Here is a 24334-nt window from a genome sequence, read left to right as displayed (position 1 = left end):
TCTGACGGGTCATAGAATCTAACGGTCCGTCAGAAACCGCGGGAAGGGGCCGGGCGTGGGGAACTTCTTGGCAGGCAGGGTCGTCGCCGTGACGGGCGCCGGGCGGGGGATCGGGCGGGCGGTCGCACTGGCCGCCGCGGCGGAGGGGGCGCGGGTCGTCGTCAACGACTACGGCGTCTCGGTGGACGGGGCGTCCCCCGCGAGCGAGATCGCCTCGGGCGTGGTGAAGGAGATCGAGGCGGCCGGCGGTGAGGCCGTCGCCGTGGCCGACGACATCTCGACGATGGCCGGCGGGCAGCGGGTCGTCGATGTCGCGCTGTCGTCCTACGGTCGGCTCGACGGCGTCGTCTGCGTCGCCGGGATCCTCCGTGAGCGGATGTTGTTCAACATGTCCGAGGAGGAGTGGGACCCGGTTCTCGCGACCCATCTGAAGGGGACGTTCACGGTCTTCCGGGCGGCTTCCGCGGTGATGCGGCAGCAGCGGGCGGGGACCCTGATCGGGTTCACCAGCGGGAACCACCAGGGCTCGTACTCGCAGGCCAACTACAGCGCGGCGAAGGGCGGGATCATCTCGCTGGTGCGCAGTGCGGCGCTCGGGATGCACAAGTACGGGGTGACCGCGAACGCGGTGGCGCCGGTCGCCCGTACGCGGATGTCGGCGAACGTTCCCTTCGACCTGACGGAGATCGGGGAGCCGGAGGACGTGGCCGCCATGGTGGTCTATCTGCTGTCCGAGCGGGCCCGGGAGATCACCGGGCAGGTGTACACGGTGGCGGGGCCGAAGATCGCGGTGTGGGCTCAGCCTCGGGAGTTGCGCGCCGCGTATGCCTCCGGCGGGTGGACGCCGGATCGGATCGCGGAGTTCTTGCCGGGGAGCGTGGGGGTGGATCCGATGCCGTTGCTTTCGGGGCCGGGCGCCTAATGGGTCGGGGGTTCCTGGTGTGGGCGGCTGCGGGTTCGTTGTGGCTGGTCGCGCAGTTCCCCGCGCCCCTAGGTAGGTCACCTCGACCGGTGTTGAGAGGGGAGCCTCGTGGACTTTGGGTTTGGTGCTGAGGATGAGGTGTTCCGTTCCGAGGTGCGGGAATGGCTCTCCGGTCACGCCGAGGGGGCCCAGGACCGGCGTAGTTGGGAGCGGACCCTCGGGAAGGCCGGATGGATCGGGCTCGGCTGGTCGGAGTCCGGCTATGGGAACCGGACCGCCACGCTCACCCAGCAGGTCGTCTGGGCCGAGGAGTACGCGCGGTCGGGGGCGCCGGCGCGGTCCGGGCACATCGGGGAGAAGCTGCTCGCGCCGACTCTCCTCGCGCATGGCAGCGACGAGCAGAAGGCGCGGTTCCTTCCTCCCATCGCCGCCGGGGAGGAGCTGTGGTGCCAGGGGTACAGCGAACCCGGGGCGGGGTCCGACCTCGCCGGGGTGCGGACCAGGGCGACGCGGGCCGAGGACGGGACGTACCGGATCAGCGGGCAGAAGATCTGGACGTCCCTCGCCCATGAGGCGGACTGGTGTTTCGTCCTGGCCCGCACCGATCCGGAGTCCCGCAGGCACCACGGGCTGACCTTTCTGCTCGTTCCGATGGACCAGCCGGGGCGCATCGAGGTGCGGCCGATCCGGCAGATGACCGGGACCAGCGAGTTCAACGAGGTCTTCTTCGACGGGGCACACGTGCGTGCCGACCATGTCGTGGGCGGTGAGGGGCGGGGCTGGCAGGTGGCGATCAGCCTGCTGGGCTTCGAACGGGGAGTGTCCACGCTGGCGCAACAGGTGGGGTTCGCAGAGGAGTTGAGCCGGGTGGTGCAGACCGCCGTACGTACCGGCGCGGTCGCCGATCCGGTCGTACGGGCTCTGCTGGTGCGGCAGTGGGCCGAGTTGCGGACCATGCGGTGGAACGCCCTGCGGACGCTCGGGGGTTCGGGGGACACCGGAGCCTCCAGTGTGGCCAAGCTGCTGTGGGCGGGGTGGCATCAGCGGCTCGGGGAGCTGGCGATGCTCGTGCGGGGGGCGCAGGCGACGGTCGGGCCGGGGGACTGGTCGCCCTCCGCGCCGTACGAACTCGACGCCCTCCAGCACCTGTTCCTGTTCTCGCGGGCCGACACGATCTACGGCGGCTCGGACCAGATCCAGCGCACCATCATCGCCGAGCGCGTGCTCGGTCTGCCCAGGGAACCCAAGGGGGTCGTCTGATGCGCGGCGTGCTGTTCGACGGGAGGCAGATCCAGGTCGTCGACGATCTGGAGGTGCGGGATCCGGGACCGGGCGAGGTGCGGGTCGCGATCGCGGCGGCCGGGCTGTGCCACAGCGATCTGTCCGTGGTGGACGGGACGATTCCGTTCCCGGTCCCGGTGGTGCTCGGGCATGAGGGCGCGGGCGTGGTGGAGGCGGTGGGGGCGGGGGTCACGCATGTCGGGCCCGGTGACCACGTGGCCCTGTCCACGCTCGCCAACTGCGGTGCCTGCGCCGACTGCGACCGGGGGCGGCCGACCATGTGCCGCGGGGCCATCGGGCGGCCCCAGAAGCCCTTCTCCCGGGGCGGGGAGCGGGTGTTCCAGTTCGCGTGCAACTCCGCCTTCGCGGAACGGACCGTGGTGAAGGCCGTGCAGGCGGTCCGGATCCCGAAGGACATCCCGCTGCCGTCCGCCGCGCTCATCGGGTGCGGGGTGCTGACCGGGGTGGGAGCCGTGCTCAACCGGGCCCGGGTGGGCCTCGGGGAGAGCGTGCTGGTGATCGGGACCGGCGGGATCGGGCTCAACGTCATCCAGGGCGCGCGGATCGCCGGGGCGGCCCGGATCGTGGCGGTGGACGCCAACCCGGCCAAGGAGGCGGTGGCCCGGCAGTTCGGGGCGACGGACTTCCTGACCTCCGCGGAGGGCGTACGGGACCTGCTGCCGCACGGCGTGGACCACGCCTTCGAGTGCGTCGGCCGGGTCGAACTCGTACGCACCGCCGTCGACCTCCTGGACCGGCACGGCCAGGCGATCCTGCTCGGGGTCCCGGCGGCGGGCGCCGAGGCGTCCTTCGCCGTCTCCTCGATGTTCCTGGACAAGTCCATCCTCGGCTGCCGGTACGGCTCCTCACGACCGCAGCGGGACATCCCGCTGTACACGGAGCTCTACCGCCAGGGCCGGCTCTTCCTCGACGAACTGGTCACCGAGACCTATCCGATCGAGGACTTCGAGAAGGCGGTGGGGGACGCGGAGGCGGGGCGGGTGGCTCGGGGGGTGCTGACGTTCTAGACGGCGGATGTCGGGCTCCCGGCCCGGAAAGTGCGCCGGTACGCGGTCGGGGTGACCCCGAGGGCCGTCTGTAGGTGCTGGCGCATCGACTGGGCGGTGCCGAAGCCCGCGTCGTGGGCGACCTGGTCGACGGAGAGGTCGGTGGACTCCAGGAGGTGGCGGGCGCGTTCCACGCGTTGCTGGGTGAGCCACTGGCCGGGGCTGACGCCGACCTCCTCGCGGAAGCGGCGGGTGAAGGTGCGCACCGACATGGACTCCTGCTCGGCCATGTCCCGCAGCTGGATCGGCTCGTGGAGGCGGCCGAGCGCCCAGGCCCGGACGGAGGTGGTGGTCGACTGCTGGGGGTCGGGCACGGGCCGGTGGATGTACTGCGCCTGTCCGCCGTCGCGGTGCGGCGGTACGACGGTGCGGCGGGCCACGTCGTTGGCGACCGCCGTGCCGTGGTCGCGGCGCACCATGTGCAGGCACAGGTCGATGCCGGCGGCGACGCCCGCGGAGGTCAGGACATCGCCGTCGTCGATGAACAGGACGTCCGCGTCCACCTTGACCCGCGGGAACAGCTGCTGGAGACGGTCGGAGTCGGCCCAGTGCGTGGTGGCGGGGCGGCCGTCGAGGAAACCGGCGGCGGCCAGGACGTAGACGCCGGTGCAGATGGAGGCGAGCCGGGTGCCGGGGCGGATGTGGGTGAGGGCGGCGGCCAGTTCGTCGGTCAGCGCGCCCCGCTCGAAGACCGGGCCCAGTTCGTACGACGCCGGGACGATCACGGTGTCCGCGGTGGCCAGGGTCTCCGGGCCGTGCTCGACCTGGACGGCGAAGTCGGCGTCGGTCCGCACCGGGCCCGGCGGGCGGATCGAGCAGGTGACGACCTCGTACAGAGGACGCCCCCGGTCGTCCTGGGGGCGGCCGAAGATCCGGTGCGGGATGCCGAGCTCGAAGGGCAGGACACCGTCCATGGCGAGGACGACCACGCGGTGCGGTTTCATGGCCCGATCCTAACGAATGCTGTCCTTCGGGCCAATGGATCGGGGCAGGCGCGGACGGCAAGCTCTATGTCGTGACCCAGACAACCGAAGCCGCAGCCGTCGAGGAATCCCGGTCCCCCGGAGGCTTCCGCATCCACCGCGCCTGGTTCGTCGCCGCCGTCACCTTCGTGACGATCATCGGCGCGGCCGCCTTCCGTTCTCTGCCGGGCCTGCTCATCGACCCCCTGCACCAGGACTTCGGCTGGTCGCGCGGCACCATCGCTGCGGCCGTCTCGGTCAACCTCGCCCTGTACGGTCTGACCGCGCCCTTCGCCGCCGCGCTGATGGACCGCTTCGGCATCCGCCGGGTCGTCGCGGTCGCGCTGACCGTGATCGCCGTCGGCTCGGGCCTGACCGTGTGGATGACGGCCGCCTGGCAGCTGATGCTCTACTGGGGCCTGCTCGTCGGCCTCGGCAGCGGCTCGATGGCGCTGGCCTTCGCCGCGACCGTCACCAACCGGTGGTTCACCGAGCGGCGCGGCCTGGTCACCGGCATCCTCACCGCCGCCTCCGCCTCCGGACAGCTGATCTTCCTGCCGGTGCTGTCCTGGATGGTGGAGAAGCACGACTGGCGCCCGGCGGCGATCACCGTCGCGCTCGCCGCCCTCGCGGTCGTCCCCTTCGTCTGGCTGCTGCTGCGCGACCACCCGGCCGACGTGGGCCTGAAGCCGTACGGCGCCCAGGAGTTCGTGCCGAAGCCGGAGCCGGTCCGGGGCGCCGCCCGCCGCGCGGTCACGGTCCTGTTCAAGGCCGCCCGCACCGGCCCCTTCTGGCTCCTCGCCGGCACCTTCGCGATCTGCGGCGCCTCCACCAACGGCCTGGTCCAGACCCACTTCGTGCCCGCCGCCCATGATCACGGCATGCCCGTCACGGCCGCCGCCTCGCTGCTCGCGGTCATCGGTGTCTTCGACGTCGTCGGCACGGTCGCCTCCGGCTGGTTCACCGACCGCTTCGAACCGCGCCGCCTGCTCGCCGTCTACTACGCCCTGCGCGGCGTCTCGCTGCTCTTCCTCCCCATGCTGCTGGCCCCCTCGGTCCACCCGCCGATGCTGTTCTTCATCGTCTTCTACGGCCTCGACTGGGTCGCCACCGTCCCGCCCACCGTCGCCCTGTGCCGTGAGCAGTACGGCGACGACAGCGCGATCGTCTTCGGCTGGGTCCTCGCCTCCCACCAGGTCGGCGCGGCCCTGGTCGCCTTCCTCGGCGGTGTCGCCCGGGACGTGTTCGGGACGTACGACATGGTCTGGTACGCGTCGGGCGCGCTGTGCGCGGCGGCGGCGCTGATGGCACTGGTGATCCGGCGCAGGCCCGCGGTGACCCTTGTGCCCGCGGCCTAGAGGCTGCACTCCACGGTCGTCCGGGTGATCCGAGGGCGGTCCCGCAGCGCGAGGAGTTCGTCGGCGAGGTCCGCGACCGGGAGCGGGTGCCGGTCGCCCTGGACCTCGATGCCGGCCGCGAGCAGGCTCCGGGGGACCGCGCCGGCGTCCAGCAGGACACGCCAGTCCTCCGGGCCGAGCCTCAGGTACTCCAGGCCGGTCAGCTTCGCGATCTCCAGCGGGTCGGCGAGGGTGCCGGGATACGCGCTGAGGGTCCGCAGCCGGGGCAGCCCGACCACGGGGGCCAGACTGACCGGCTCGCCCTCCCACACGCCGATGGACAGGACTTCGAGCTCGGGGTGGGCGGCGGCCCCGACACTGCGCACCCCGCTGGCGTTGACGTGGGCCACGGCGGGCTGTTCGCGTCGGCGGCGGCCGCCCTCCTCCTCGCTCTCCCCGTGGAGCACGAGGTCGGTGAGGGAGGCGGCGAGCAGGTCCGCGCCGATGTTCTCCTCGTGGCTGAGCAGGATGATCTGCCCCGTGTGCCCGCGCGGGCCCGGCGTCAGGTCGACCGCGACGCGGTCACCGCCGCCGCTGTCGCCGAAGACGATCCAGCCGGGGGAGCCGACCACCCCCTGCACCGCCGCGTCGGGCGGGGTGACGACCGCTTCCATCGCCGCGAACCGCCAGCCGCAGGGGCGGGAGGACGCGTCGGCGACATGGAGGCGGTCCAGGGGAAGCAGCTCGCAGCCGACCGCGTCGTAGACCTGCTCGGCCCTGTCCTGGTCGCCGTCCCAGTCCTCCCAGCGCGCCCGCGTCACCCGGTACAGCGCCCTCAGCTCCTCGGGCAGCGCGAGGCCCAGGCGTTCCTCCGTCGCCGCGATCTCCTCCTCGGTGGCGCCGATCGCCTCGGGCAGCCGCTCGCGCAGCGTCCGCTCCAGCACCGCGGGGTCGGCGGCGGGGTCGGGGAGGACTCCGTCCACCGGGTCGGGCAGACGGCGCCACGGCTCCGCCACGGCGTCCTCGACCAGGAGGACCGATCCGGGATGCGGTCCGCCGATGCCGGGCTCCACGGCGGGGCCGGGCTCGAGCAGGTGGAGGACGGCTCGTCCGGCCGGGGAGACCTCCGTCACGAAGGAGATGCCGGTCAGTCCGGAGTCGGCGAGAGCGGTGCGCACCCGCTCCACGGCGTCGTACTCGTCCTGCATGTCCTCGATCAGGGAGGCCCGGCCGGGCGTCCGCGGCTTCCGCCGCAGGGGCACGCTCCACCCGCCGCGGCTGATCTGGCCGGACACGTGACCGCCCGGCCCGGCGAGGCGCTCCGTGTGCTGGGCGTGCAGGAGCCTCAGCAGCGGTTCCCAGGTGGTGAACTCATGGATCGAGGACAACGGGGGCCTCCGGCCGTACCGGTGATCGGGACGGAGGTGATTATCACGGAGGCCACTGACATCGGCCCCCATGCCCTGCGCCGGGCTGCTCAGAGGAAGCGGCCCCTGTGGAACAGCAGCGGAGCGTCGCCCCCGCCCGCCCCCAGCGCGTCCACCCGCCCCACCACGATGAGATGGTCCCCGCCGGTGTGCACCGCGTGGATCGTGCAGTCGATCCACGCGAGGGTGCCCGCCAGCCGGGGGGAGCCGGAGGCCGGGGCCGGATCATGGGTGACACCCGCGAACTTGTCCGCGCCGCTCACCGCGAACGCCCTGCACAGCTCGCCCTGGTCCGCGCTCAGGACGTTCACGCAGAAGACGCCCGCCTGGGCGATGCGCGGCCAGGTCGCCGACGTACGGCCCACCATGAAGGCGACGAGCGGCGGGTCGAGGGAGAGGGAGGAGAAGGACTGGCAGGCGAAGCCGGCGGGCGGTGTGCCGGGGGCCGTGATCACCGTGACCCCGGTCGCGAAGTTCCCCAGCACGCGACGGAACTCGGCCGGGTCGACCGGCGCCCGCTCGTCCTCGCGCACGCAGCGCAGCTCCGGCCGGGGCAGCGCCTCCACGGAGAGGGCCTTGCCGGACCTGAGGTAGCGGACGGCCGCTTCCGCCATCCCTGCTTGTCCCATCACACCCTCCATTGAAGCTGACGGTGCGTCAGATGGGAAGGGGGGCGACCCCTCAACGGCCCCCGTACTCCGGAGTCCTGCGCTCCACGAAGCTCGCCACGCCCTCCTTCGCGTCCGCCGTTGTCATGTTGATCTCCTGTGCGGCGGCCTCCGCGGCGAAGGCGGTGGCGCGGTCGGCGTCCAGGGAGGCGTTGACGAGCTGTTTGGTCAGGGCGAGGGCGCGGGTCGGGCCGGTGGCGAGGCGGGTCGCCCATGCGCGGGCCGTCTTGTCCAACTCCCCGTCCGGAACGACCTGGTTGACGAGGCCGAGGCGCTCGGCGTCCTCGGCGGAGAGCGCGTCGCCGAAGAACATCAGCTCCTTGGCGCGCTGGGGGCCGAGAAGGCGGGGCAGGAGATACGCGCCGCCGCCGTCGGGGACCAGGCCCCGCCGGACGAACACCTCGATGAACCTTGCCGATTCGGCGGCCAGGACCAGGTCGCACGCGAAGGCGAGATGCGCGCCGAGACCGGCCGCGGTGCCGTTCACCGCCGCGATCACCGGCTTCTCGCAGTCGAGAACGGCGGCGACCAGACGCTGGGCGCCGAGGCGGATCGTACGAGCGACGTCGCCGGGGGCCGCCGACCCGGGCGCGCCGCGCAGGTCCGCGCCCGCGCAGAAGCCGCGTCCGGTCCCGGTGAGGACCACCGCCCGGACGTCCGGGTCGGCCGAGGCGCTTGCCAACAGCTCGACGATCCGGTCCCGTTGGCGGGGTGTGAGGGCGTTGAGGACCTCGGGTCTGTTGAGGGTGATGTACGAGACCTGGCCGTCGACGCTGTGCAGCACCTCGCTCACCGGCACACCACCAACGCGTCCAGGGCCACCGCGCCCTGCCCCCGTGGGAGCACCATCAGCGGGTTGATGTCGAGCTCCGCGACCTCGTCCCCGAGCTCCACCACCATGCGCTGCACACGGAGCACGACCTCCACGAGCGCGTCGAGATCCGCGGGGGGCCGCCCCCGGACCCCGTCCAGGAGAGCCCGCCCGCGCAGGTCCTCCAGCATGTCCCTGGCCTGCTCCTCGCCGAAGGGCGGCACGCGTACGGCCGTGTCCCGCAGCACCTCGACCAGGACCCCGCCGAGCCCGACCGTCACCGTCGGCCCGAACAGCTCGTCGTGCGCGGCACCGACGACCATCTCCACGCCCCGCTCGACCATCTGGCAGACCAGGACGCCGTCCAGGGACACGTCCTCGTAGCGGGCGGTGTCGGTCAACTCGCGGTAGGCGTCGCGGACTTGGCTCGCGGAAGTCAGTCCGACCTTCACCAGGCCGAGCTCCGTCTTGTGGGCGATCCTCGCGCCGGACGCCTTCATCACGACCGGGTAGCCGACCAGCCCGGCCGCGCGGACCGCCGCCGCCGCGCTGGTCACCAGCTGCTCGCGCGGCACCCGGATCCCGTACGCCCGCAGCAGCTGCTTCGCCGCGTGCTCGCTGAGCTGCTGGCCCGGACGCATCAGTGCCCGCGCCTTGCGGAAGGAGGGCGAGGGGGTGCGCGGGGCCTCGTCGAAGGGGGAGCGGTAGCCGGTGACGAAGCGGTGGTGGTCGAGGTAGGCGCGCACGGCGGTGATGCAGTTGCCGACCGTGCGGAAGGTGGCCACCCGGGAGGAGCCGAGCAGCACCTCGCGGTAGGCGGGCTCGGTGCCGACGGGCGAGCCCCACACCACGCACACCAGCTTGTCGGTCTCCTCGGCCGCGTCCACCAGGTCCTGGACCAGCCGGTCGCTCAGCGGCGGGAACGGCCCGGTGACCGGGCAGATCAGCACCCCGACCGACGGGTCGGCGAGGATCGCGTCGATGATCTTCCGGCCGCGCCAGTCGCCGACCGGATGGCCGCCGTTGTCGACGGGGTTGGCCACGCTCAGGAACTCCGGTATCCACTGGTGCAGTTCGGCCTGCTTGGCCTCGGAGAGCGCGGGCAGCCTCAGCCCCGCCTCGGTCGCCAGGTCGGCGAAGTGGGCGCCGGTGCCGCCCGAGATCGAGTAGACGACGACCCCTTCGGCACGTGGCGGCCGCGCGCGGGCCAACAGGGCGGCGGTGTCCTGGAGTTCGTCGAGGCCGTCGACGCGGATCACGCCGTACTGCCGCATCGCCGCGTCCACCACCGTGTCGGCGCCGGTGAGTTTGCCGGTGTGGGAGGCGGCCGTGCGGGCGCCGGTCTCGGTGCGGCCGACCTTGACCGCGACGACCGGCACCTTGCGGCGGGCGGCCCGGTCGGCGGCGAGCAGAAAGGAGCGGCCGTCCTTGAGGCCCTCCAGGTAGCAGGCGATGGCGCCGACCTCGGGGCGCTCGGCGAACCAGGAGAGGAAGTCGGCGGCCTCCAGATCGGCCTCGTTGCCGGTCGGGGCCCAGTGGGTGAGGCGGATGCCGAGCTCCTGGAGGGCGAAGACCGGGCGCCCCTGGTGACCGGACTGGGTGATGAGGGCGATGCCCGGCCCGTCCAGATCCTCGCGGACGGACGAGAAGGCGTTCAGGTTGGTGTTGGGCCCCAGCAGCCGCATCCCGGACTCCGCCACGGCGGCGGCGAGACGCTCCTGGGCCGCGGCCCCCTCCTCGCCGGTCTCCGCGAAACCGGAGGCGAAGACCACCGCGAACTTCACCTTGGCCTCGGCCAGTTGCCCGACCAGCGGGAGCGGGTCGGCGACCAGCAGGACGGCGAGGTCGACCTGCTCGGGCAGGTCGGCCACGGATGCCACACAGGGGACGCCGAACACGGAGGGGCGGGTCGGGTGCACCGGGTGCAGCCGGGCACCCACCCGGCCAGCCCAGTCGATCAGCTGCCGGGTGACACCAGTGTTCGGGCGGCCCTCGGCGTCCGAGGCACCGATCACCGCGACCGACTCCGGCCGGAAGAAACGTTCCAGATCGGGGACGTCGGCGTACAGCGGCCGGCCGCCGACGTCGAGATCGTCGACCTCGGCGGGCCTGCCGTGGACAGCGGGCCCGGGTTGCTCGCCGCACGCGATGACCCGGGCCCGGCGGGAGTCGGTGGTGAGGGTGCCGTGGGTTGATCCAAGCATCGGTCCGCCCGCTCCTGTGTGACAACTCTATTAACTGACGCAGTGTCAGATTACAGAACTGACGCAGTGTCAGGAACGGGCGTGCACGCAAAGTTGGCGCGACCAGACCCCGGGCCGCCGCGGCGCCTACAGCACCGCCAGCACCTCCTTCGCCACCCGCTCGCCCGACCGCACCGCCCCGTCCATGAAGCCCATCCAGTGGATGGACGTCTCCGTCCCCGCCCAGTGGATGCCGCCGACCGGCGTGCGCAGGGCGGGGCCGTACTGGGTGAGCACTCCGGGCGCGCCGATGGAGACGGGGCCGCCGCGGGTGTAGGCCTCGTTGTTCCAGCGTTGCAGGACGAAGGAGGTGGGGGAGGCCGCTTTCGAGCCGAAGTAGGTCACGTAGTCCTTGAGGACGGCCGCCTTGACCTCCGCCTCGCTCGCCGCGTCGAACTTGCGGGCCTCGTCGGCCTCGATGAAGCCCATCAGGGCCCCGTAGGAGCCGTCGGGCGGGGAGTTGTCGAAGGTCGAGCTGACCACGCCGGTGTCGCTGACGACCTGGCCGTTGAGGCCGTCGGCCCGCCAGAAGGGGGTGTCGTAGATAGCGATCGCCTTGCCGACCGAGGCCATCGGGAGACGCTGGGTGAGCTGGTCGCGGGCGGCGGGCAGCAGCGGGTCGTAGGTGATGCGGGCCGCGAGCGGCGGGGGTACGGCGACCACGACCCGCTGGGCGGTGACGGTGACCCCGTCGGCCGTGACGACGTACTTGGAGCCGGACTTGGCGATCGTACGCACCGGAGCGTTCAGGACCACGCGGTCGCCCAGCGTGGCGGCGAGCTTGATCGGCACCAGCTGGGAGCCGCCGACGAAGCGCAGTTCCTGGGCGCCGCCCGCGGTCTCGGTGAGGCGTTCCAGGGTGCCGACGTTGGTCTCGTTGCCGGCGGCGGCGATGTAGAAGAGGACGAACAGCAGCGAGAGTTCGCGCGGTTCGGCCGAGAAGATCGAGGTGCAGGCCACGTCGAGGAGGAACTTGGCCGACGGGACCACGGCGTTGGCGCGCAGCCAGGTCTCGAAGGTCTGCCGGTCCCACTCGTCGGCCTTCGCGGCGGTCCAGGGCGCGTCGAGGGGGATCGTCTTGGCCATGTCGTCGAGGGAGGCCTGGACGATGGCCGCGTTGGCGAGCCCCGCCGCGTCGATCGGCGGGACCGAGCCGAGGAGGCCGTCGGTGGCGTAGGGGGTCTTCTTGCCGTCCTTGTAGAGGAGGTTGTTGCCGGTGTTGTAGGTGGCGAAGGTCTGCACGCCGAGCGAGTCCGCCAGGGCCTTGATGCGGTCCTGGGTGGGGCCGATGAACTCGCCGCCGCCCTCGGTGACACCGCCGTTGGCCAGGGAGAGATTGAGGACCCGGCCGCCGACGCGGTCGCGTGCCTCCAGAACGGCCACCGTCTTTCCGCCCGCGACCAGGTCACGGGCCGCGGTGAGCCCGGCGAGACCGGCACCGACGATCGCGACGTCCACGTCACGGGTGCTGGCGGCGGAGGCCGGAGCGGCGGCCGTCCCGGCGAGGGTGACGGCCCCGGCCGCGGCGGCGGCACCGCCGAGGAGGGAGCGTCGGGAGAGGCGGGAGCGCGGGGGGAGCGGGGGGAGCTGTCTTTCGCGTGCCACGTGCGTCCTCCGTGGTGGAGAGAGTGTGGAGCTAGAACATGAGAAGTGTTCACATTCTGGCCCCGCGCGAGGGCACACGACAACGCTCCCGTCACATCTCTCACAGATGTAACAGGAGCGCTGGGGAGGCGAGTTGGGGCACTTGCCTCTCCGGATGCCGTCTCAGCTCCGGTCATAGCGCGCGCGGATCCGTTGGGCAGGCAGGGGCGTTGCAAAGTCCTGTGCTCTTGTGGTCGCGCTGGTCAGGCGATGCCCAACAGGTCGAGCGGGCGAGTGAAGGGCTCGGCGAAGGCGGTGTCACGGACGAAGTGGAGCCGGTTCTCGATGGTCCACTGCGACCTGACCAGTCGGCCCAGGCGCTGGGGCGATGCCTGATGCGAGGTCAGATCCGTGATCGCGTAGACGGTCTGGCGGCTGACGGTACCGGTCGTGAGGTCGGTGCGGTAGCGCAGGATGCGTACAGCCTGGTCAGCGTAGGGGAAGTCCAGGCCGAGATCAGTCACGGTGAGGGCCCTGGTCACCCTTTGGCACGCATCTGGCAGTGCAGGAACGAGCTCGACCGCGGCCTGGACGCCGAGCTCACCGCCATGGACCCGTTGTGGTGCCTGGACCCCGACTGGAACTGCTCCTACCGCCGGATGCTCGGCTACCTCGCCGCCGCCGGCGGCACGGTCACCGGCCCGGTCAACCGCACCGGCCTGGGCGACGACCCGTCCTTCCGGCCCGGCGCGTGGCTGCGCAAGCAGGCGAAGGCCCGCGCCGAAGGGAAGCCGACCGAGCAGCAGGCCGCGCTCCTGGACGCACTCCACGCTGCCGAGACCGCCGCCGGCTGAGAGCGCCGGTCCGGGGCGGGATCTGCCGTCCCGGCGAGGTGGGGCGCACTGTGGCGTCAGGACGTGATGTCCACCAGGACCTTGCCGACTGTGCCGCTCTCCACTGCGCGGTGCGCGTCTGCGGTGCGGTGGAGCGGAAAGCGGGTCAGTGGCAGGCCGTGTTCCTCGCCGACCGGCAGGGCGCCGTCGCGGACCGCGCCGGCGATGTCCTCGGCGGCCGCGGCGCGCGCCTGCGGACCGGCCGTGTAGAGCACCAGGAACTGGAGGCGCGTGTTGAGCACCATGTTGTGCCGCACGTCCAGTTCGACCGGCTTGCCGCCGTCGTTGGCGTAGGTCGCGATCGTGCCGCGCGCCCGCAGCACGGCGAGGTCCAGTGCGATGTTCGCGCCGAGCGCCACTTCGGCGACGATGTCGACGCCGTCCGGGGCAATCCTGCGGATCTCGGCGGCCGGATCGCCCTCTCGATAGTTGACCACGTGGTGGGCGCCGGCGGCGGTGGACAGTCGGGCCTTCTCCGGTCCGCTGACCGTGCTGATCACGGTCGCTCCGGCCCAGCGGGCGAGCTGGATCACGGCGTGCCCGACCGCCCCGGCTCCGCCTGCGGCGAGCACGACCGCGCCGTCCAGCGCCCCCGGCCGCAGGCGGCGCGGGCCGTCCTCGGCGACGGTGAGCGCGCGGTGCGCGGTCAGCGCGGGGACGCCGAGTGCGGCGCCGACGTCGAAGCCGGCCTCGTCGGGCAGCGGCACGGCCCGCTCGGCCGGCACGACAGTGAACTCGGCGGCGGTGCCGGTGGGCCGCCCGGCGGCAGCCATGAACAGCCAGACCCGCTGGCCGACCCGGCTCCGCTCGACCCCCGCACCGACGGCGTCGATCACGCCGGCGCCGTCCAGGTGCGGGGTGACCTCGGAGAACTGCTTGGTATGGGCGGGGCCGGAGCGGGCCTGCCAGTCGGTCGGGTTGATCCCGGACACGGCTACCCGGACGCGGACCTCGCCGGGGCCGGGCACGGGCAGGTCGCGGTCGACGAGCCGAAGAACGTCGGGGCCGCCGTTGTCGCGGTAGACGATGGCTTTCATGATTCCGTCCTGGTCGGGGCTGGTCAGCCGATGGGGACTTCGGCGGAGCGGGACTCAATGGCGTCAAGGGTGGCCAGGGTGGCGGCGTCGAGAGTGATCCCGCCGACGGCCGTGTTGGCCTCGAGGTGAGCGGGGTTGGCGGTGCCGGGGATGAGCAGCACGTTGGGGGCGCGGTGCAGTAGCCAGGCGAGGCCGATCTGGGAGGGTGTGACGCCCAGGGATTCGGCCACGGCGTGCACCGTCGGCTCGTCGGTCGCCTTGGGCATGCCCGGGAAGGACCCGCCGAGTGGGAAGAACGGCACCCAGGCGATGCCCTCGGCCGCGCACAGCCGCAGCAGGTCCTCGTCGTCGCGCGAGACGAGGCTGTACGCGTTCTGCACGCAGGCGATGCCCGCCGGCAGGGCGCGGCGAAGGCCGTCGAGGGTGACGCAGCTCAGACCGATCGCGCCGATCTTGCCCTCGTTGCGCAGGGCGGTCATCACTTCGAGCTGGTCGTCGAGGTCGACCACCTGGTCGCCGTCGGGGCGCAGGCCGGGGCCGGAGTCGAGCCGGCGGAGGTTGACCACCGGGAGCCGGTCGACGCCCAGGCTGCGCAGGTTGTCCTCGACGCTGGCGCGCAGCTGTTCGGGGCGCTGCGCGAGACGCAGTGGCAGAGGCCCGCCCGGGTCGGGGTCGGCCCCTACCTTTGTGACGACAAGGACGCCGTCCTCGGGGCGCAGCGCCTCGCGGATGACCTGGTTCGCGAACCCGAAGCCGTAGAACTGGGCGGTGTCCACGTGGTCGACGCCCAGCTCGACCGCGCGGCGCAGCAGGGCGACGGCCTCACCGCGGCTGTGGTGCAGGCGTTCGAGTTGCAGGGCGCCGTAGCCGACCCGGAAAACGGTGTGGCCTGCGAACGGAGCGGTCAGGGTGGTCATGGCGCGGTCTCCTCGGCCGGTGACTGCAGGGCGGTATACAGCAGTTGGGCCAGGTAGAGGCTCTGCACGCGGTGGGCGATCGGGGTGGCGCGCTCCTGGGCCTCGGCCGACTCGAGGTGTTCGACCTTGACCAGCCAGGCGGTGACGCTGTCGTGCACCATCACGCGCATCCGGTCGATCGTGTCGACGACGATGCCGTGGATGGCCGGGTTGTTGGTCGCCTCGCCCCAGGTCTGCACGCCTACCCGGGCTTCGACCGGGTCGATGCCGGCGATCAGACGGGCGAGCAGTTCGTCGGGGTCGGGCGGGGTGTCGCTCCCGGCGTACTCGCCGAGGGCCTCCGCGCGCTTGGCGAGCACCGCCTGGGCGGAGGCCTGAACCAGCTCGGCCTTGTTGCGGTAGTGGGCGTAGATCGAGCCCGTCGACAGGCCGGACTCGGCCGTGATGTCGGCGATCGAGGTCCGCTCCAGGCCGTTGCGGCTGAAGCAGCGTACGGCGGCCTCGGTGATCTGGGCGCGCCGGAGTTCCTTGCGTGCGTCGGTGAGTCGAGGCACCACCACTCCTACAAAAAGAATCCGGGTTCTGCTTGTGTGGCCCTCACTATACAGAACCATGGTTCTGTTTGCCGCGCAGGCGGGTGTTGGCGGGGATCACGTTCCGGAGAAGACCTGCGGCCCGGCCCGGGCGGGTAGGAGGCGTGAGATCAGTCGGAACAGCGCTGCATGAACGTCACCCTGTTCAACCGGAGCCTCGATGCGTTCGCGACGGCCCGTACCACTCGCACCGCCGTGACCTGCGGACTCACGCGATCACCGGGACTTTGAAATGCCTCTGGTTGGGCAGGGCCGCCATGATCTGGTCCCGGGGGTCAGGTCGAAGAACTCGCGCGAGAGCCTACGCGCGCGCTCTGCTCGCTTGGTCTATTTGCGCGTGAAGAAAGTGCCGTGACGTGCTCGGCGGTCCTCAACACCAGTCATGAGAAGTATTGAGTGCAGTCGCGGGAGGCAAGGCCGGAAAGTACCCGGAGTCCCCACATGACGCCTGGTCAAATCACGTCAGCAGGGGTATACTTGAACTTGGAAACGTTCACTGAGCTGTCGCTGCGGCCGGTTCAATTCCGGCAATCACACTTACGGTTGGTTTGGCATTCTGGCACTCCTACGAGTTCTCCAAGGTCATTCGCACACTCCGTAAGGGAAATATCCAGGGCACGCGCCTTGGTCGCATAATTTCAAATCGTAAGGTGGAGGTTGGCATGAAGGTTATCGAGTTCGTTATGTCAACCGTAAGCGTCATTGTTGGGTGGGCCCACGTGGCCGCAGCTGAGTGAACGACTTTCCACCGAAGGGGCACCCCGCAACGGGTGCCCCTTTGTTCATCAACGCGGGTTCAGCGCACGGCGGGCCGAGTTGATGATGTTGTCGGCGTCGTCCAGCCACAGTTCGGTGTGCCAGTCTTCGGCGACCACCAGGCGGTCATCAAGGACCCAGAAGCCGTTGGCGGGCACGATCTTGACGGACGCGGTGAATGGGATGACGCCGAGCTCCACGGTGTCCATGCCGAGCACGCCGGTGAGGCGGTCGAGCTGGGCGGCCAGCACCGAGGGCGGACAGATCAGCGACCGCAACGCGGCCTCCCACATCAGCACGTGCAGTTTGCGGCCGGGCCGGTACAGCCACTCCTGCCGCTGCACTCGGGAGCGTACGGCGGCCCCAATATCGTTGGCCCCGCCCAGCAGTTCGGCGTACCGCTGGATGACGTGACGGGCGTAGTCGGGCGTCTGCACCAGCCCGGCGATCACCGACTCTTCCCAGACCCACATTTCCGAAGTGCGGTCGATCTCGGCGCTCAGGCCCTTGTGCAGGGGCTTGAAGCCGTTCGCCAGCGCCCTGCGCCATGACCGGATGTGCGACTCGAACCCGGCCAGCCGGGCGGCCAGCTCGGCGTACGCGCCCGGCTGCTCGGTCGCGTCGGCCCACGCCCTCAGGTCCTCGGGGGTGGCCGTCTGCCTGCCGTTCTCCAACTAAACAGCATACCGCCGGGCAACTGCCCGCTTGCAGCGTCCGGTTCATGGCTACGAAAGAATGCCGAGGGGCCCTGGTTGTCGACACCGAGCGCAACAAGTTCGGGTATGTCATGGGGTATGAGGGCCCGTACGTTCAACTGCGGCCGGTGACGGGCGGACGCGAGTGGGACGCCGACCCTGCCTGCGTCCGCCGCGGCACCGAACACGGCTCTGGACTCGGCGTGCACCGCTGGGTGGTCGAGCAGAGCTTCGCGCTGCTGCACTGATTCCGCCGACTGCGCATCCGGTGGGAGATCCGCGACGACATCCATGAAGCCTTCCTCACCCTCGGCTGCGCACTCATCTGCTGGAGACGTCTGCGCTCACTCTGAAGGGCACTGGGCGGCGGTGGATTCGGCCTCCTGGGCTGCCATGACCTCATCACCATGCTCGAAGGCCCACGCTCCCATAGCGTCGATGGGTGCCAGCAAAGTCCGTCCCAGGACGGTGAGTTGGTACTCAACGCGCGGTGGCGCTCCGGGGTGTGCCCGCCGGTCCACCAGTCCGTTGGACTGCAAGCGCCGCAGCGTCTCGGTGAGGACCTTGGAGCTGATCCCCCCGATCTGCTCGCGTAGTTCGACCGGGCGCCTGGGACCGCCGCGCAGGGCCCAGAGCACCACGGCGTTCCAGGTGTTGGACAAGAGATCGAAGGCCAGGCGGGCGCGGCAGTCGGCGAGGAAGGCGTCGGTCGTCACGTACCAAATGGTGCCTGACAGCCCCTCTAGCGTCTTTGTGGACGATCCAAACAGGCCCTGGGAGGGAATGCGTGATGAGAATCGGCGTACTGGGCACGGGCAACATGGCGGACGCGCTCGCCACGCACTGGGTCCGGTCCGGCCACGACGTGGCTATCGGAGGACGGGACATGCACAAGGCGGAGCGGCTCGCGACGCGCCTCGGGGGCAGCGCGAAGCCCGCCAGTCTGGGTGCGGCGGCTGAGTTCGGCCAAGTAGTGCTGTCCGCGCTGCCCTTCGGCACAGGGACGAGCGTGGTGCGAGAACTGCGAGCGGCCCTGGACGGCAAAGCGTTGATCGACTGTTCCAATCCGGTCGGTCCGGGCTTCCGGCTGCTGACCCAGAGTGGCCCCTCAGCCGCACAGCAACTGGCCGCGGCGGCACCGGGATCTCATGTGGTCAAGGCGTTCAATCTCTGCCATGAGGACGTGTGGCGCATGTCGCCGCCCATCTTTGACGGGCGGCGACTGGCTGTTCCGGTCTGCGGCGACGACGAAACGGCTCTCGCACTTGTGCACCAGTTGGTGCGGCATGTCGGCTGCGAACCCGTGGCCGGCGGCTCTCTCGAACGAGCGGGACTCCTGGAAGCGACCGCGGCACTCTTCATCGGGCTATGGGTCGGCGAGGGAGCCGATGCCCAAGCCATCGCACCCCCGCTGGCCTATGCCGCCGGACCGGGAGACGAGGAACCACAAACCGCCGAAGAGGCTTTTCGTTAGGAGCTGTAAGCCCACCTGCCTGGCGAACGAGCCCCACCCCAACTCGACCGGGGTGGGGCTAAGTTGTGTCTTCCTCCTGACTACGGGACTGCGCTGAAGTGGAAGTGTTCAGGGGCCGCGATGGCCTCTGAAATGTCTGGGCCTCGGGACCCTCACGGGACCCGGGACGCGCTCGTTGGCTTGCTAGCCCTCTGCTGGGGTTGGACGCACCAGGCCGCAAAGACGGGGGCCGACGTCCTAATTGCTGTTGCTCTTATTTCTGCACGACCTGGGCCAACTTGGCGGCCCAGCCGAGAACATTTGCGCGTAGTGCGTGAGCGCGGGTGTCTCGGTCCGAACCGTAGGGTTCGGACCGAGGCTGCCTGCGCACCCGATCCGACCCATGACAGGGAAGGTCAGGATCGGTGGACGGCACCGCCATCATCATCATTCTCGCCATCGCTGGCGTGGCTTCCGTGCTGCTCTTCGCTCTGAAGGGCCTGCTGGACCAGGTCCCGGACGTGATCGACTCCGCCGGGAAGGCGCGCGACGCGTGGCACCGCTTGAAGAAGCCCGAGGTCCCGGAACCGGATCGGAGCCAGAGCGGTGCGCCCAGAAATAGGTGTGGGGCCGTCTACGTCACCGGAAGGCGGGAAAGTGGCGCCGTGGCGCCGCGCTCGACGGACTTCTCGACCGCCTTCGCGATCTTCTGTGCGTCGATCGCCACTTCGCGGAAGGTGCCGCTGATGGGAGTGACGTAACCGCTGAAGAAGAGGCCTGGGGCGTCGGCGGGGCAGTGGGCGCCGTTGACGAGCGGTCTGCCGTCGGGGGCGAGGACGTCGAGGTGGCCCACGAGGTTCTCCAGTGACCGTGTGTACCCCGTCGCCGCGATCACCGCGTCCGGCGCGACGCGGGTGCCGTCGGCGAGGAGCACCTCGCCGTCCTCGAAGCCCTCCACGGCGGCCACGACCTCCACCCTGCCCTTGCGGATCGCGTCGATGAGGCCGACGTCCTGGACCGGGATGGCGCCCTGCTTGACCCGGCTGTAGAGCCCGGTGTCGGGGCGGGGCAGTCCGTGCGCGGACAGGTCGGGCACGCTGAGCCTGGCCATGGGGCGGGCGAGCCGGTCCACCAGGCCGACCGGCAGCCGTCGTACGAGAACGCCCGTGTACTGGGCGGCCCAGCCGGCCGTGGAGCGGCGGACGATGTGCGGGGCGGTGCGCACGGACAGCCGTACCCGCGAGGCGCCGCCCTCGACCAGGTCCACGGCGATCTCGGCGCCGGTGTTGCCGACGCCGACGACGAGGACGTCACGGCCGGCGTAGGGCGCCGGGTTGCGGTACTCGCCGGCGTGCAGGAGCTCGCCCTTGTACTCCTCGCGGCCCGGCCAGTCCGGCAGCCGCGGGGTGTGGTTCCAGCCGGTGGCGACGACCACCGCGGCGCCGGTCAGTTCGCGGCCGCCGGTGGCGCGCAGCAGCCAGCCGGTGCCGTCGGGGGTGCGCTCGACGCGCGAGACCTCGACGCCGGTGACGGTCTCCAGCTCGTGGAACTCGGCGTACTTCTCCAGATAGCGCACCACGTCGTCGCGGGCGACCCAGCGGCCGAAGCGGCGGGGCATCGGCAGGCCGGGGAGTGCGGAGAGGCGGCGGGTGGTGTGCAGATGGAGGCGGTCGTAGTGGCGCCGCCAGGACGCGCCGACGTGCTCGGACTTCTCCAGGACGACCGCGCGGATGCCCCTGGCGCGCAGCGCGTACGCGACCGAGAGCCCGGCCGGGCCGCCGCCGATGACGTACACGGGGCGATCGGGCTGACCGGGCTGGTCGGGGCGGTCTGCGGGTGTGGAGTCGGCCATGAGCGCGAGCGTAATCAGGCAGCGCGTTGATGGGTCTCGGTCAAGACGGGAATTGGTTGCGGATCGATCACGCCTGTAGGAGTGGTGGGTGGGGCCTGTGGCGTAGGTCACCTGGTTGTGTGTGAAGGGAAAAGGCCGCGGGGCTACTTCTTCTCGGCGGCCCTGGACGTCTTGGCTGGCTAGGCCGTCCTGGCCGGCTAGGCGTTCCTGGCCGTCCTGGTCTTCTTGGTCTTCTTGTAGCCCGTGACCTTGGCCATCCAGGTGATGAAGTCGCCGGGGTCGGTGTTGGCGCCGTGGCCCTGGTCCCAGTAGTAGAGGTGGTTGACGTCGTCGCCCAGGTTCTCGGCGCGGGCCGCGAGGTTGGCGGAGATGACGTGCGAGGTGTCGGTGTCGTTGGTGCCGAGGCGGATCCACCAGTGCCTGGAACGCTTCCCGTTGACCTTCTCCACGAGGTGGTACATCGGGTTCATCAGCCTCAGCAGCTCGGGGATGTCGCTCTCGACGCGCTTGGTGGACAGTCCCGTGGTGTCGTTCCTGGCGCCGTACGCGGTGAAGTGGCGGTTGGCGGTCGTGGCCGAGCCGAACTCGTTGTTCTCGCCGGCCGACAGGTCGAAGGCGTCGAAGGCCGGCACGGACTTCTTGCGGGCGCCCACGTGGGCGAGGTAGCCGGCCCAGGTGAAGGTGGCCTTCCGGCCGTCCCAGGTGATGAAGGTGTTCTTGGCGAGGTAGGTCTCGCGCTCGGAGTCCGACAGGGCCGCGAGATACGTGGTGGCCGAGGGCTCCAGGTACTGCTTGAGCAGGTACTCGTCGTAGTTCCGGGCGGTGAGGGTGCCGAAGCCCGAGCCCCTGAGGCCGCGCAGCCGCAACTTCGCCTGGTACTCGGCGAACTGCGACCGGAGGTCCTTGGAGACCGACTGGTCGACCTGCTTGCCGGTGCTGAGGGCGTTGGTGCCCCAGTTCCACTCGTAGGCGCCGTCGGCGTGCTCCAGGTCGGTGATCGGGCACCAGGCCCCCACCGCGAAGATCGCGTCGGAGGCGTCGGCCGCGCCGATCTCCTTGAGGTACTTGTCGTAGAGGGGGCTGTCGCCGGACGCGCCGAGCAGGGTGGAGACGGCACCGCCCGCGCTGGTGCCCGCGGACACGATCCGGTCCACGTTGCCGGGGATGCGGCCCTTGTTGGACCGCAGGTAGCGGACGGCCGCCTTGAGGTCGACGATCACGGCGGGGGCGCTGCCGTAGTACTCGCCCGCGGAGTTCTTCAGGCCGCGGCCGCGCGCGCCGGGTTCGACGACGACGTAGCCGGCTGCCAGGGCCAGGAGCTGGTTGGTGTTCATGGCGCCGCCGGTGGCGTTGGTGTTGCCGTTGGCGCCGGGTGCCGAGGCGGAGGGGCTTGCGGTGGGGCTTGCGGTGGGGCTTGAGCTGCCGCTCGGAGCGCCGCCGCCGGTCCCGCCGCCCATGCTCGCGCCGCCGACGCCGGTGGCGTTCGCCACGGAGGAGGGCATGTATCCGCCGACGGAGTTCGCGAACAGGATCGGGGCGTCGCTCGCGTCGACCGCGGTGCCGTCGATCTCGACCGGCACGCTGACGTTCAGCGACTGGTAGGTCGCGTCGACCGGCTTGGAGACGTAGGTGACCGCCTTCCAGAAGTGGTAGGTGACCGCGTGCTCGGTTCCCTCGGTGTCCGTGACCGTCGTCGTCAGCTCGGTGTAGGCGGCGGGGTCGAAGACGAGGGCGGCGTCCGTGGACTTCGAGGTGCTGCCGGTCGACGCGTGGGCGGTGAGGGCGATGCCTCCGACCGCCGCGGCACCCGCCGTCGCTCCGATCCCCATGACGACGCTCCTGCGCTTGACTGCCCTGTGCTTCACGGTTCGCTCCCTCGGCGGTTTCTGCTGACGTCTGCGAACCTAGCCAGGGTGCGGACAAAATTGCCAACAATCAGTGGTCATTCATGGAGGATGCACAGCTTCACGGCTGACGCACAGGCTTCCCGGGAGCCGTTGTCTGACGTACCGTCAGATTCCATGGACACGATCTGGCTGACCGGCGCGCAATGGCTGGCCGTGCTGCGCATAGGGCTCGGGTTGTGGTGGCTGGAGAGCTGGCGGCACAAGGACAAGAGCACGTGGTTCGAGGGCGGCGGGATCACCTGGGCCGCGGACATCGCCGCCAAGCACCGCTGGACGCCGGTCCGCAGCGGCTTCGAGGTGATGGTCGCGCCCCGCCCGAAGACGATGGCGTACGTCGTCGCGTACGCCGAACTCGCCCTGGGCGCGGGCCTGATACTCGGCTTCCTGACCCCGCTCGCCCTGGTCGGCGGCCTGCTCCTGAACGTCCTCTACTTCACCCTGATGATCCACGACTGGGCCGAGCAGGGGCAGAACTCGATGATGGCCCTCATCTCGCTCGTGGCCCTGTTCGCGATGTCCTGGCAGACCTGGTCGCTCGACGCCGCGCTGGGCTGGTTCTGATGGGCGCGCGGTACGACCTGCCGGAGGCGGACGCGTTCACGCGGACGTACTGGGACGCGGCCGCGCAGGGCGTGCTGCTTCTGCGGCACTGCGGGACCTGTGCCCAAGTGCACCACTACCCACGGGAGTTCTGCCCGCGCTGCTGGAGCGAGGACGTCTCCTGGGCCCCGGCGACCGGCCGGGCCACGCTGTACACGTGGTCCGTGGTCCACCGCAACGATCTGCCGCCGTTCAAGGAGCGGACACCGTACGTCGCCGCGGTGGTCGACCTGGCCGAGGGGCCGCGGATGATGACGGAGATCGTGGACTGTGCGCGGGGGGAGCTGCGGGCCGGGCTGGAGCTGGAGGCGGTGTTCCCGGAGGGGGTACCGAAGTTCAGGCCGGCATCCCGAGAGGAGCCGTAGGCAATCAGACCGCCGGGATCCGCAGGCCAGGTGCGGTGGCTGGCGCCGGGCGGGGTCTGGCTCGTTTCGGCGGGCACTGTGAGGGCGGCCGGCCGGGCCCAGCCACCGGAACGGCGATCACGGCGCTCGGATCCGCAGACCAGGCCCAGCGAACCACCCCGGGGCGAGTGTCGGACCCGGCCGACCGCCGTCGTGACGGCCCTCACGGTGGTGGCCCCACACGCCCCGAATCCCGTCGCGCGAGGCGCCCGCGGCGGGTTTGAATGGGCGGATGACCGACGTCGATGACCAGCACCTCATACGCGACTTCCCCCCGCTGCACGGCCACGGCCTGCGCCTGTGCGCCTGGGACGCGGACTCCGACACCCAGGCCCAGGACTGGCTGCGCGCCACGCTGGACCCCGAGTTCGCGCGCTGGAACACCCCGCTCACCCTGATCCACGACCTCGACGGGGCCCGTGCCGCCATCCGCAACAGGGCCGACCAGGCGGCACAGGGGACGAGCGCGTCGTACCGGATCACGGACGAGTCGAGCGGTACGACGCTCGGGCACATCGGGCTCAACATGATCGACCACGTCTTCCGCACCGCCCGCGTCGGTTACTGGGTGCTCCCCGAGGCCCGCGGCCACGGCGTCGCCACCCGCGCCCTCGGCCTCGCCGCCCGCTGGGCGCTCACCGACCTCGGCCTGCACCGCCTGGAACTGGGCCACGCCCTGGGCCACGACGCCTCCTGCGCCATCGCCGAACGCTGCGGTTTCCGCTACGAGGGCACCCTGCGCGGCGCGATGTTCGAGGAGGGCCGCCACGACACCTTCCGAGACGTGCACCTGCACGCCCGCCTGGCGACGGACCCGACGGACCTGACAGACCCGACGGACCTGACAGACCCGACGGACCCGACGGACCCGACGGACCCGACGGACCCGGAGTAATTCGGAGGCGCCGACCGCACCCGCGCGGGA

The 24334-nt window shown here is 71.0% G+C and carries 23 protein-coding genes and 1 pseudogene; 10 read left to right on the top strand and 14 right to left on the bottom strand.

Annotated elements, in window-relative coordinates:
- Positions 1-55: 55 nt before the first annotated feature.
- The 3 genes from ACFYZ8_RS36530 (at position 56) to ACFYZ8_RS36520 (ending at position 3231) form a co-directional block, all read left to right on the top strand.
- The gene (locus tag ACFYZ8_RS36530) at positions 56-922 is read left to right on the top strand and encodes an SDR family oxidoreductase (protein ID WP_359032809.1); all 867 of its coding nucleotides are present in this window, start codon (positions 56-58) and stop codon (positions 920-922) included.
- Positions 923-1030: 108 nt separating this feature from the next.
- A complete protein-coding gene (locus tag ACFYZ8_RS36525; RefSeq protein WP_388539192.1) occupies positions 1031-2182 on the top strand; it encodes an acyl-CoA dehydrogenase family protein in 1152 nt (383 codons plus the stop codon).
- Positions 2182-3231, top strand: coding sequence for a Zn-dependent alcohol dehydrogenase (locus tag ACFYZ8_RS36520; RefSeq protein WP_359032813.1), 1050 nt, complete (start codon positions 2182-2184; stop codon positions 3229-3231). The genes ACFYZ8_RS36525 and ACFYZ8_RS36520 overlap by 1 nt, the downstream gene beginning before the upstream one ends.
- On the opposite strand, the gene ACFYZ8_RS36515 is transcribed toward ACFYZ8_RS36520, so the two are convergent.
- Positions 3228-4214: a GlxA family transcriptional regulator gene (locus ACFYZ8_RS36515; RefSeq protein WP_388539195.1), complete on the bottom strand. Its 987-nt coding sequence runs from the start codon at positions 4212-4214 to the stop codon at positions 3228-3230. The genes ACFYZ8_RS36520 and ACFYZ8_RS36515 overlap by 4 nt on opposite strands.
- Positions 4215-4285: 71 nt before the next feature.
- Between ACFYZ8_RS36515 and ACFYZ8_RS36510 the strand changes: the two genes are divergently transcribed.
- Positions 4286-5590 (top strand): MFS transporter, encoded by a 1305-nt coding sequence (locus ACFYZ8_RS36510; protein ID WP_388539197.1) that lies wholly within the window; start codon positions 4286-4288, stop codon positions 5588-5590.
- Here ACFYZ8_RS36510 and ACFYZ8_RS36505 read toward each other — a convergent pair.
- The 6 genes from ACFYZ8_RS36505 to ACFYZ8_RS36480 all read right to left on the bottom strand — a co-directional run bounded on the left by ACFYZ8_RS36505 (position 5587) and on the right by ACFYZ8_RS36480 (position 12826).
- On the bottom strand, positions 5587-6957 hold the full coding sequence (locus tag ACFYZ8_RS36505; RefSeq protein WP_388539199.1) for an SMI1/KNR4 family protein: 1371 nt from the start codon (positions 6955-6957) through the stop codon (positions 5587-5589). The two genes, ACFYZ8_RS36510 and ACFYZ8_RS36505, sit on opposite strands and share 4 nt — an antisense overlap.
- Positions 6958-7046: 89 nt before the next feature.
- Positions 7047-7625 carry a flavin reductase family protein gene (locus ACFYZ8_RS36500; RefSeq protein WP_388539202.1) on the bottom strand — a complete coding sequence of 193 codons (579 nt, stop codon included), beginning with the start codon at positions 7623-7625 and terminating at the stop codon, positions 7047-7049.
- A gap of 52 nt (positions 7626-7677) precedes the next feature.
- A complete protein-coding gene (locus ACFYZ8_RS36495; RefSeq protein ID WP_388539203.1) occupies positions 7678-8463 on the bottom strand; it encodes an enoyl-CoA hydratase/isomerase family protein in 786 nt (261 codons plus the stop codon).
- Positions 8454-10679: an acetate--CoA ligase family protein gene (locus ACFYZ8_RS36490; RefSeq protein ID WP_388539206.1), complete on the bottom strand. Its 2226-nt coding sequence runs from the start codon at positions 10677-10679 to the stop codon at positions 8454-8456. Before ACFYZ8_RS36490 ends, ACFYZ8_RS36495 begins: the two co-directional genes overlap by 10 nt.
- A 126-nt stretch (positions 10680-10805) precedes the next feature.
- Positions 10806-12323, bottom strand: a complete 1518-nt coding sequence (locus tag ACFYZ8_RS36485; RefSeq protein ID WP_388539208.1) for a flavin monoamine oxidase family protein — start codon at positions 12321-12323, stop codon at positions 10806-10808.
- 242 nt (positions 12324-12565) lie between these two features.
- Positions 12566-12826: a hypothetical protein gene (locus ACFYZ8_RS36480; RefSeq protein ID WP_359032831.1), complete on the bottom strand. Its 261-nt coding sequence runs from the start codon at positions 12824-12826 to the stop codon at positions 12566-12568.
- Between the two features lie 21 nt (positions 12827-12847).
- Here ACFYZ8_RS36480 and ACFYZ8_RS36475 point away from each other — a divergent pair, with 21 nt between their 5' ends.
- Entirely contained in the window at positions 12848-13156 is a 309-nt protein-coding gene (locus ACFYZ8_RS36475) for a hypothetical protein (RefSeq protein WP_359032833.1), read from the top strand.
- Positions 13157-13212: 56 nt separating this feature from the next.
- On the opposite strand, the gene ACFYZ8_RS36470 is transcribed toward ACFYZ8_RS36475, so the two are convergent.
- The 4 genes from ACFYZ8_RS36470 to ACFYZ8_RS36455 form a co-directional block, all read right to left on the bottom strand.
- Entirely contained in the window at positions 13213-14232 is a 1020-nt protein-coding gene (locus ACFYZ8_RS36470; protein ID WP_388539211.1) for an NADPH:quinone reductase, read from the bottom strand.
- A gap of 23 nt (positions 14233-14255) precedes the next feature.
- Complete coding sequence (locus ACFYZ8_RS36465; RefSeq protein WP_388539213.1) at positions 14256-15149, bottom strand: aldo/keto reductase; 894 nt, start codon at positions 15147-15149, stop codon at positions 14256-14258.
- Positions 15146-15703, bottom strand: a complete 558-nt coding sequence (locus tag ACFYZ8_RS36460) for a TetR/AcrR family transcriptional regulator (protein ID WP_359032840.1) — start codon at positions 15701-15703, stop codon at positions 15146-15148. The genes ACFYZ8_RS36465 and ACFYZ8_RS36460 overlap by 4 nt, the downstream gene beginning before the upstream one ends.
- Positions 15704-16527: 824 nt before the next feature.
- Positions 16528-17172, bottom strand: a complete 645-nt coding sequence (locus tag ACFYZ8_RS36455) for a DUF5753 domain-containing protein (RefSeq protein WP_388539216.1) — start codon at positions 17170-17172, stop codon at positions 16528-16530.
- A gap of 179 nt (positions 17173-17351) precedes the next feature.
- Here ACFYZ8_RS36455 and ACFYZ8_RS36450 point away from each other — a divergent pair.
- Positions 17352-17546, top strand: a pseudogene (locus tag ACFYZ8_RS36450) (transposase); the annotation flags it as partial.
- Here the strand turns inward: ACFYZ8_RS36450 and ACFYZ8_RS36445 are convergent.
- Positions 17538-17909: a helix-turn-helix domain-containing protein gene (locus ACFYZ8_RS36445; protein WP_359032842.1), complete on the bottom strand. Its 372-nt coding sequence runs from the start codon at positions 17907-17909 to the stop codon at positions 17538-17540. The pseudogene ACFYZ8_RS36450 and the gene ACFYZ8_RS36445 overlap by 9 nt on opposite strands.
- A 74-nt stretch (positions 17910-17983) precedes the next feature.
- Here ACFYZ8_RS36445 and ACFYZ8_RS36440 point away from each other — a divergent pair, with 74 nt between their 5' ends.
- Positions 17984-18667 (top strand): NAD(P)-binding domain-containing protein, encoded by a 684-nt coding sequence (locus ACFYZ8_RS36440; RefSeq protein ID WP_359032844.1) that lies wholly within the window; start codon positions 17984-17986, stop codon positions 18665-18667.
- A gap of 613 nt (positions 18668-19280) precedes the next feature.
- Here ACFYZ8_RS36440 and ACFYZ8_RS36435 read toward each other — a convergent pair.
- A complete protein-coding gene (locus ACFYZ8_RS36435) occupies positions 19281-20498 on the bottom strand; it encodes an NAD(P)/FAD-dependent oxidoreductase (protein ID WP_359032846.1) in 1218 nt (405 codons plus the stop codon).
- A gap of 197 nt (positions 20499-20695) precedes the next feature.
- The gene (locus ACFYZ8_RS36430) at positions 20696-22327 is read right to left on the bottom strand and encodes a subtype B tannase (RefSeq protein WP_388539486.1); all 1632 of its coding nucleotides are present in this window, start codon (positions 22325-22327) and stop codon (positions 20696-20698) included.
- A gap of 192 nt (positions 22328-22519) precedes the next feature.
- Between ACFYZ8_RS36430 and ACFYZ8_RS36425 the strand changes: the two genes are divergently transcribed.
- The 3 genes from ACFYZ8_RS36425 to ACFYZ8_RS36415 all read left to right on the top strand — a co-directional run bounded on the left by ACFYZ8_RS36425 (position 22520) and on the right by ACFYZ8_RS36415 (position 24304).
- Positions 22520-22966, top strand: a complete 447-nt coding sequence (locus ACFYZ8_RS36425; protein WP_388539220.1) for a DoxX family membrane protein — start codon at positions 22520-22522, stop codon at positions 22964-22966.
- Complete coding sequence (locus tag ACFYZ8_RS36420) at positions 22966-23370, top strand: Zn-ribbon domain-containing OB-fold protein (protein ID WP_388539223.1); 405 nt, start codon at positions 22966-22968, stop codon at positions 23368-23370. The genes ACFYZ8_RS36425 and ACFYZ8_RS36420 overlap by 1 nt, the downstream gene beginning before the upstream one ends.
- Before the next feature lie 271 nt (positions 23371-23641).
- Positions 23642-24304, top strand: coding sequence for a GNAT family N-acetyltransferase (locus tag ACFYZ8_RS36415; RefSeq protein ID WP_388539225.1), 663 nt, complete (start codon positions 23642-23644; stop codon positions 24302-24304).
- Positions 24305-24334 lie beyond the last annotated feature (30 nt).

The sequence above is a fragment of the Streptomyces sp. NPDC001668 genome (assembly GCF_042893155.1).
Lineage (GTDB): Bacteria > Actinomycetota > Actinomycetes > Streptomycetales > Streptomycetaceae > Streptomyces.
This window is presented reverse-complemented; position numbering and strand designations above follow the sequence as displayed.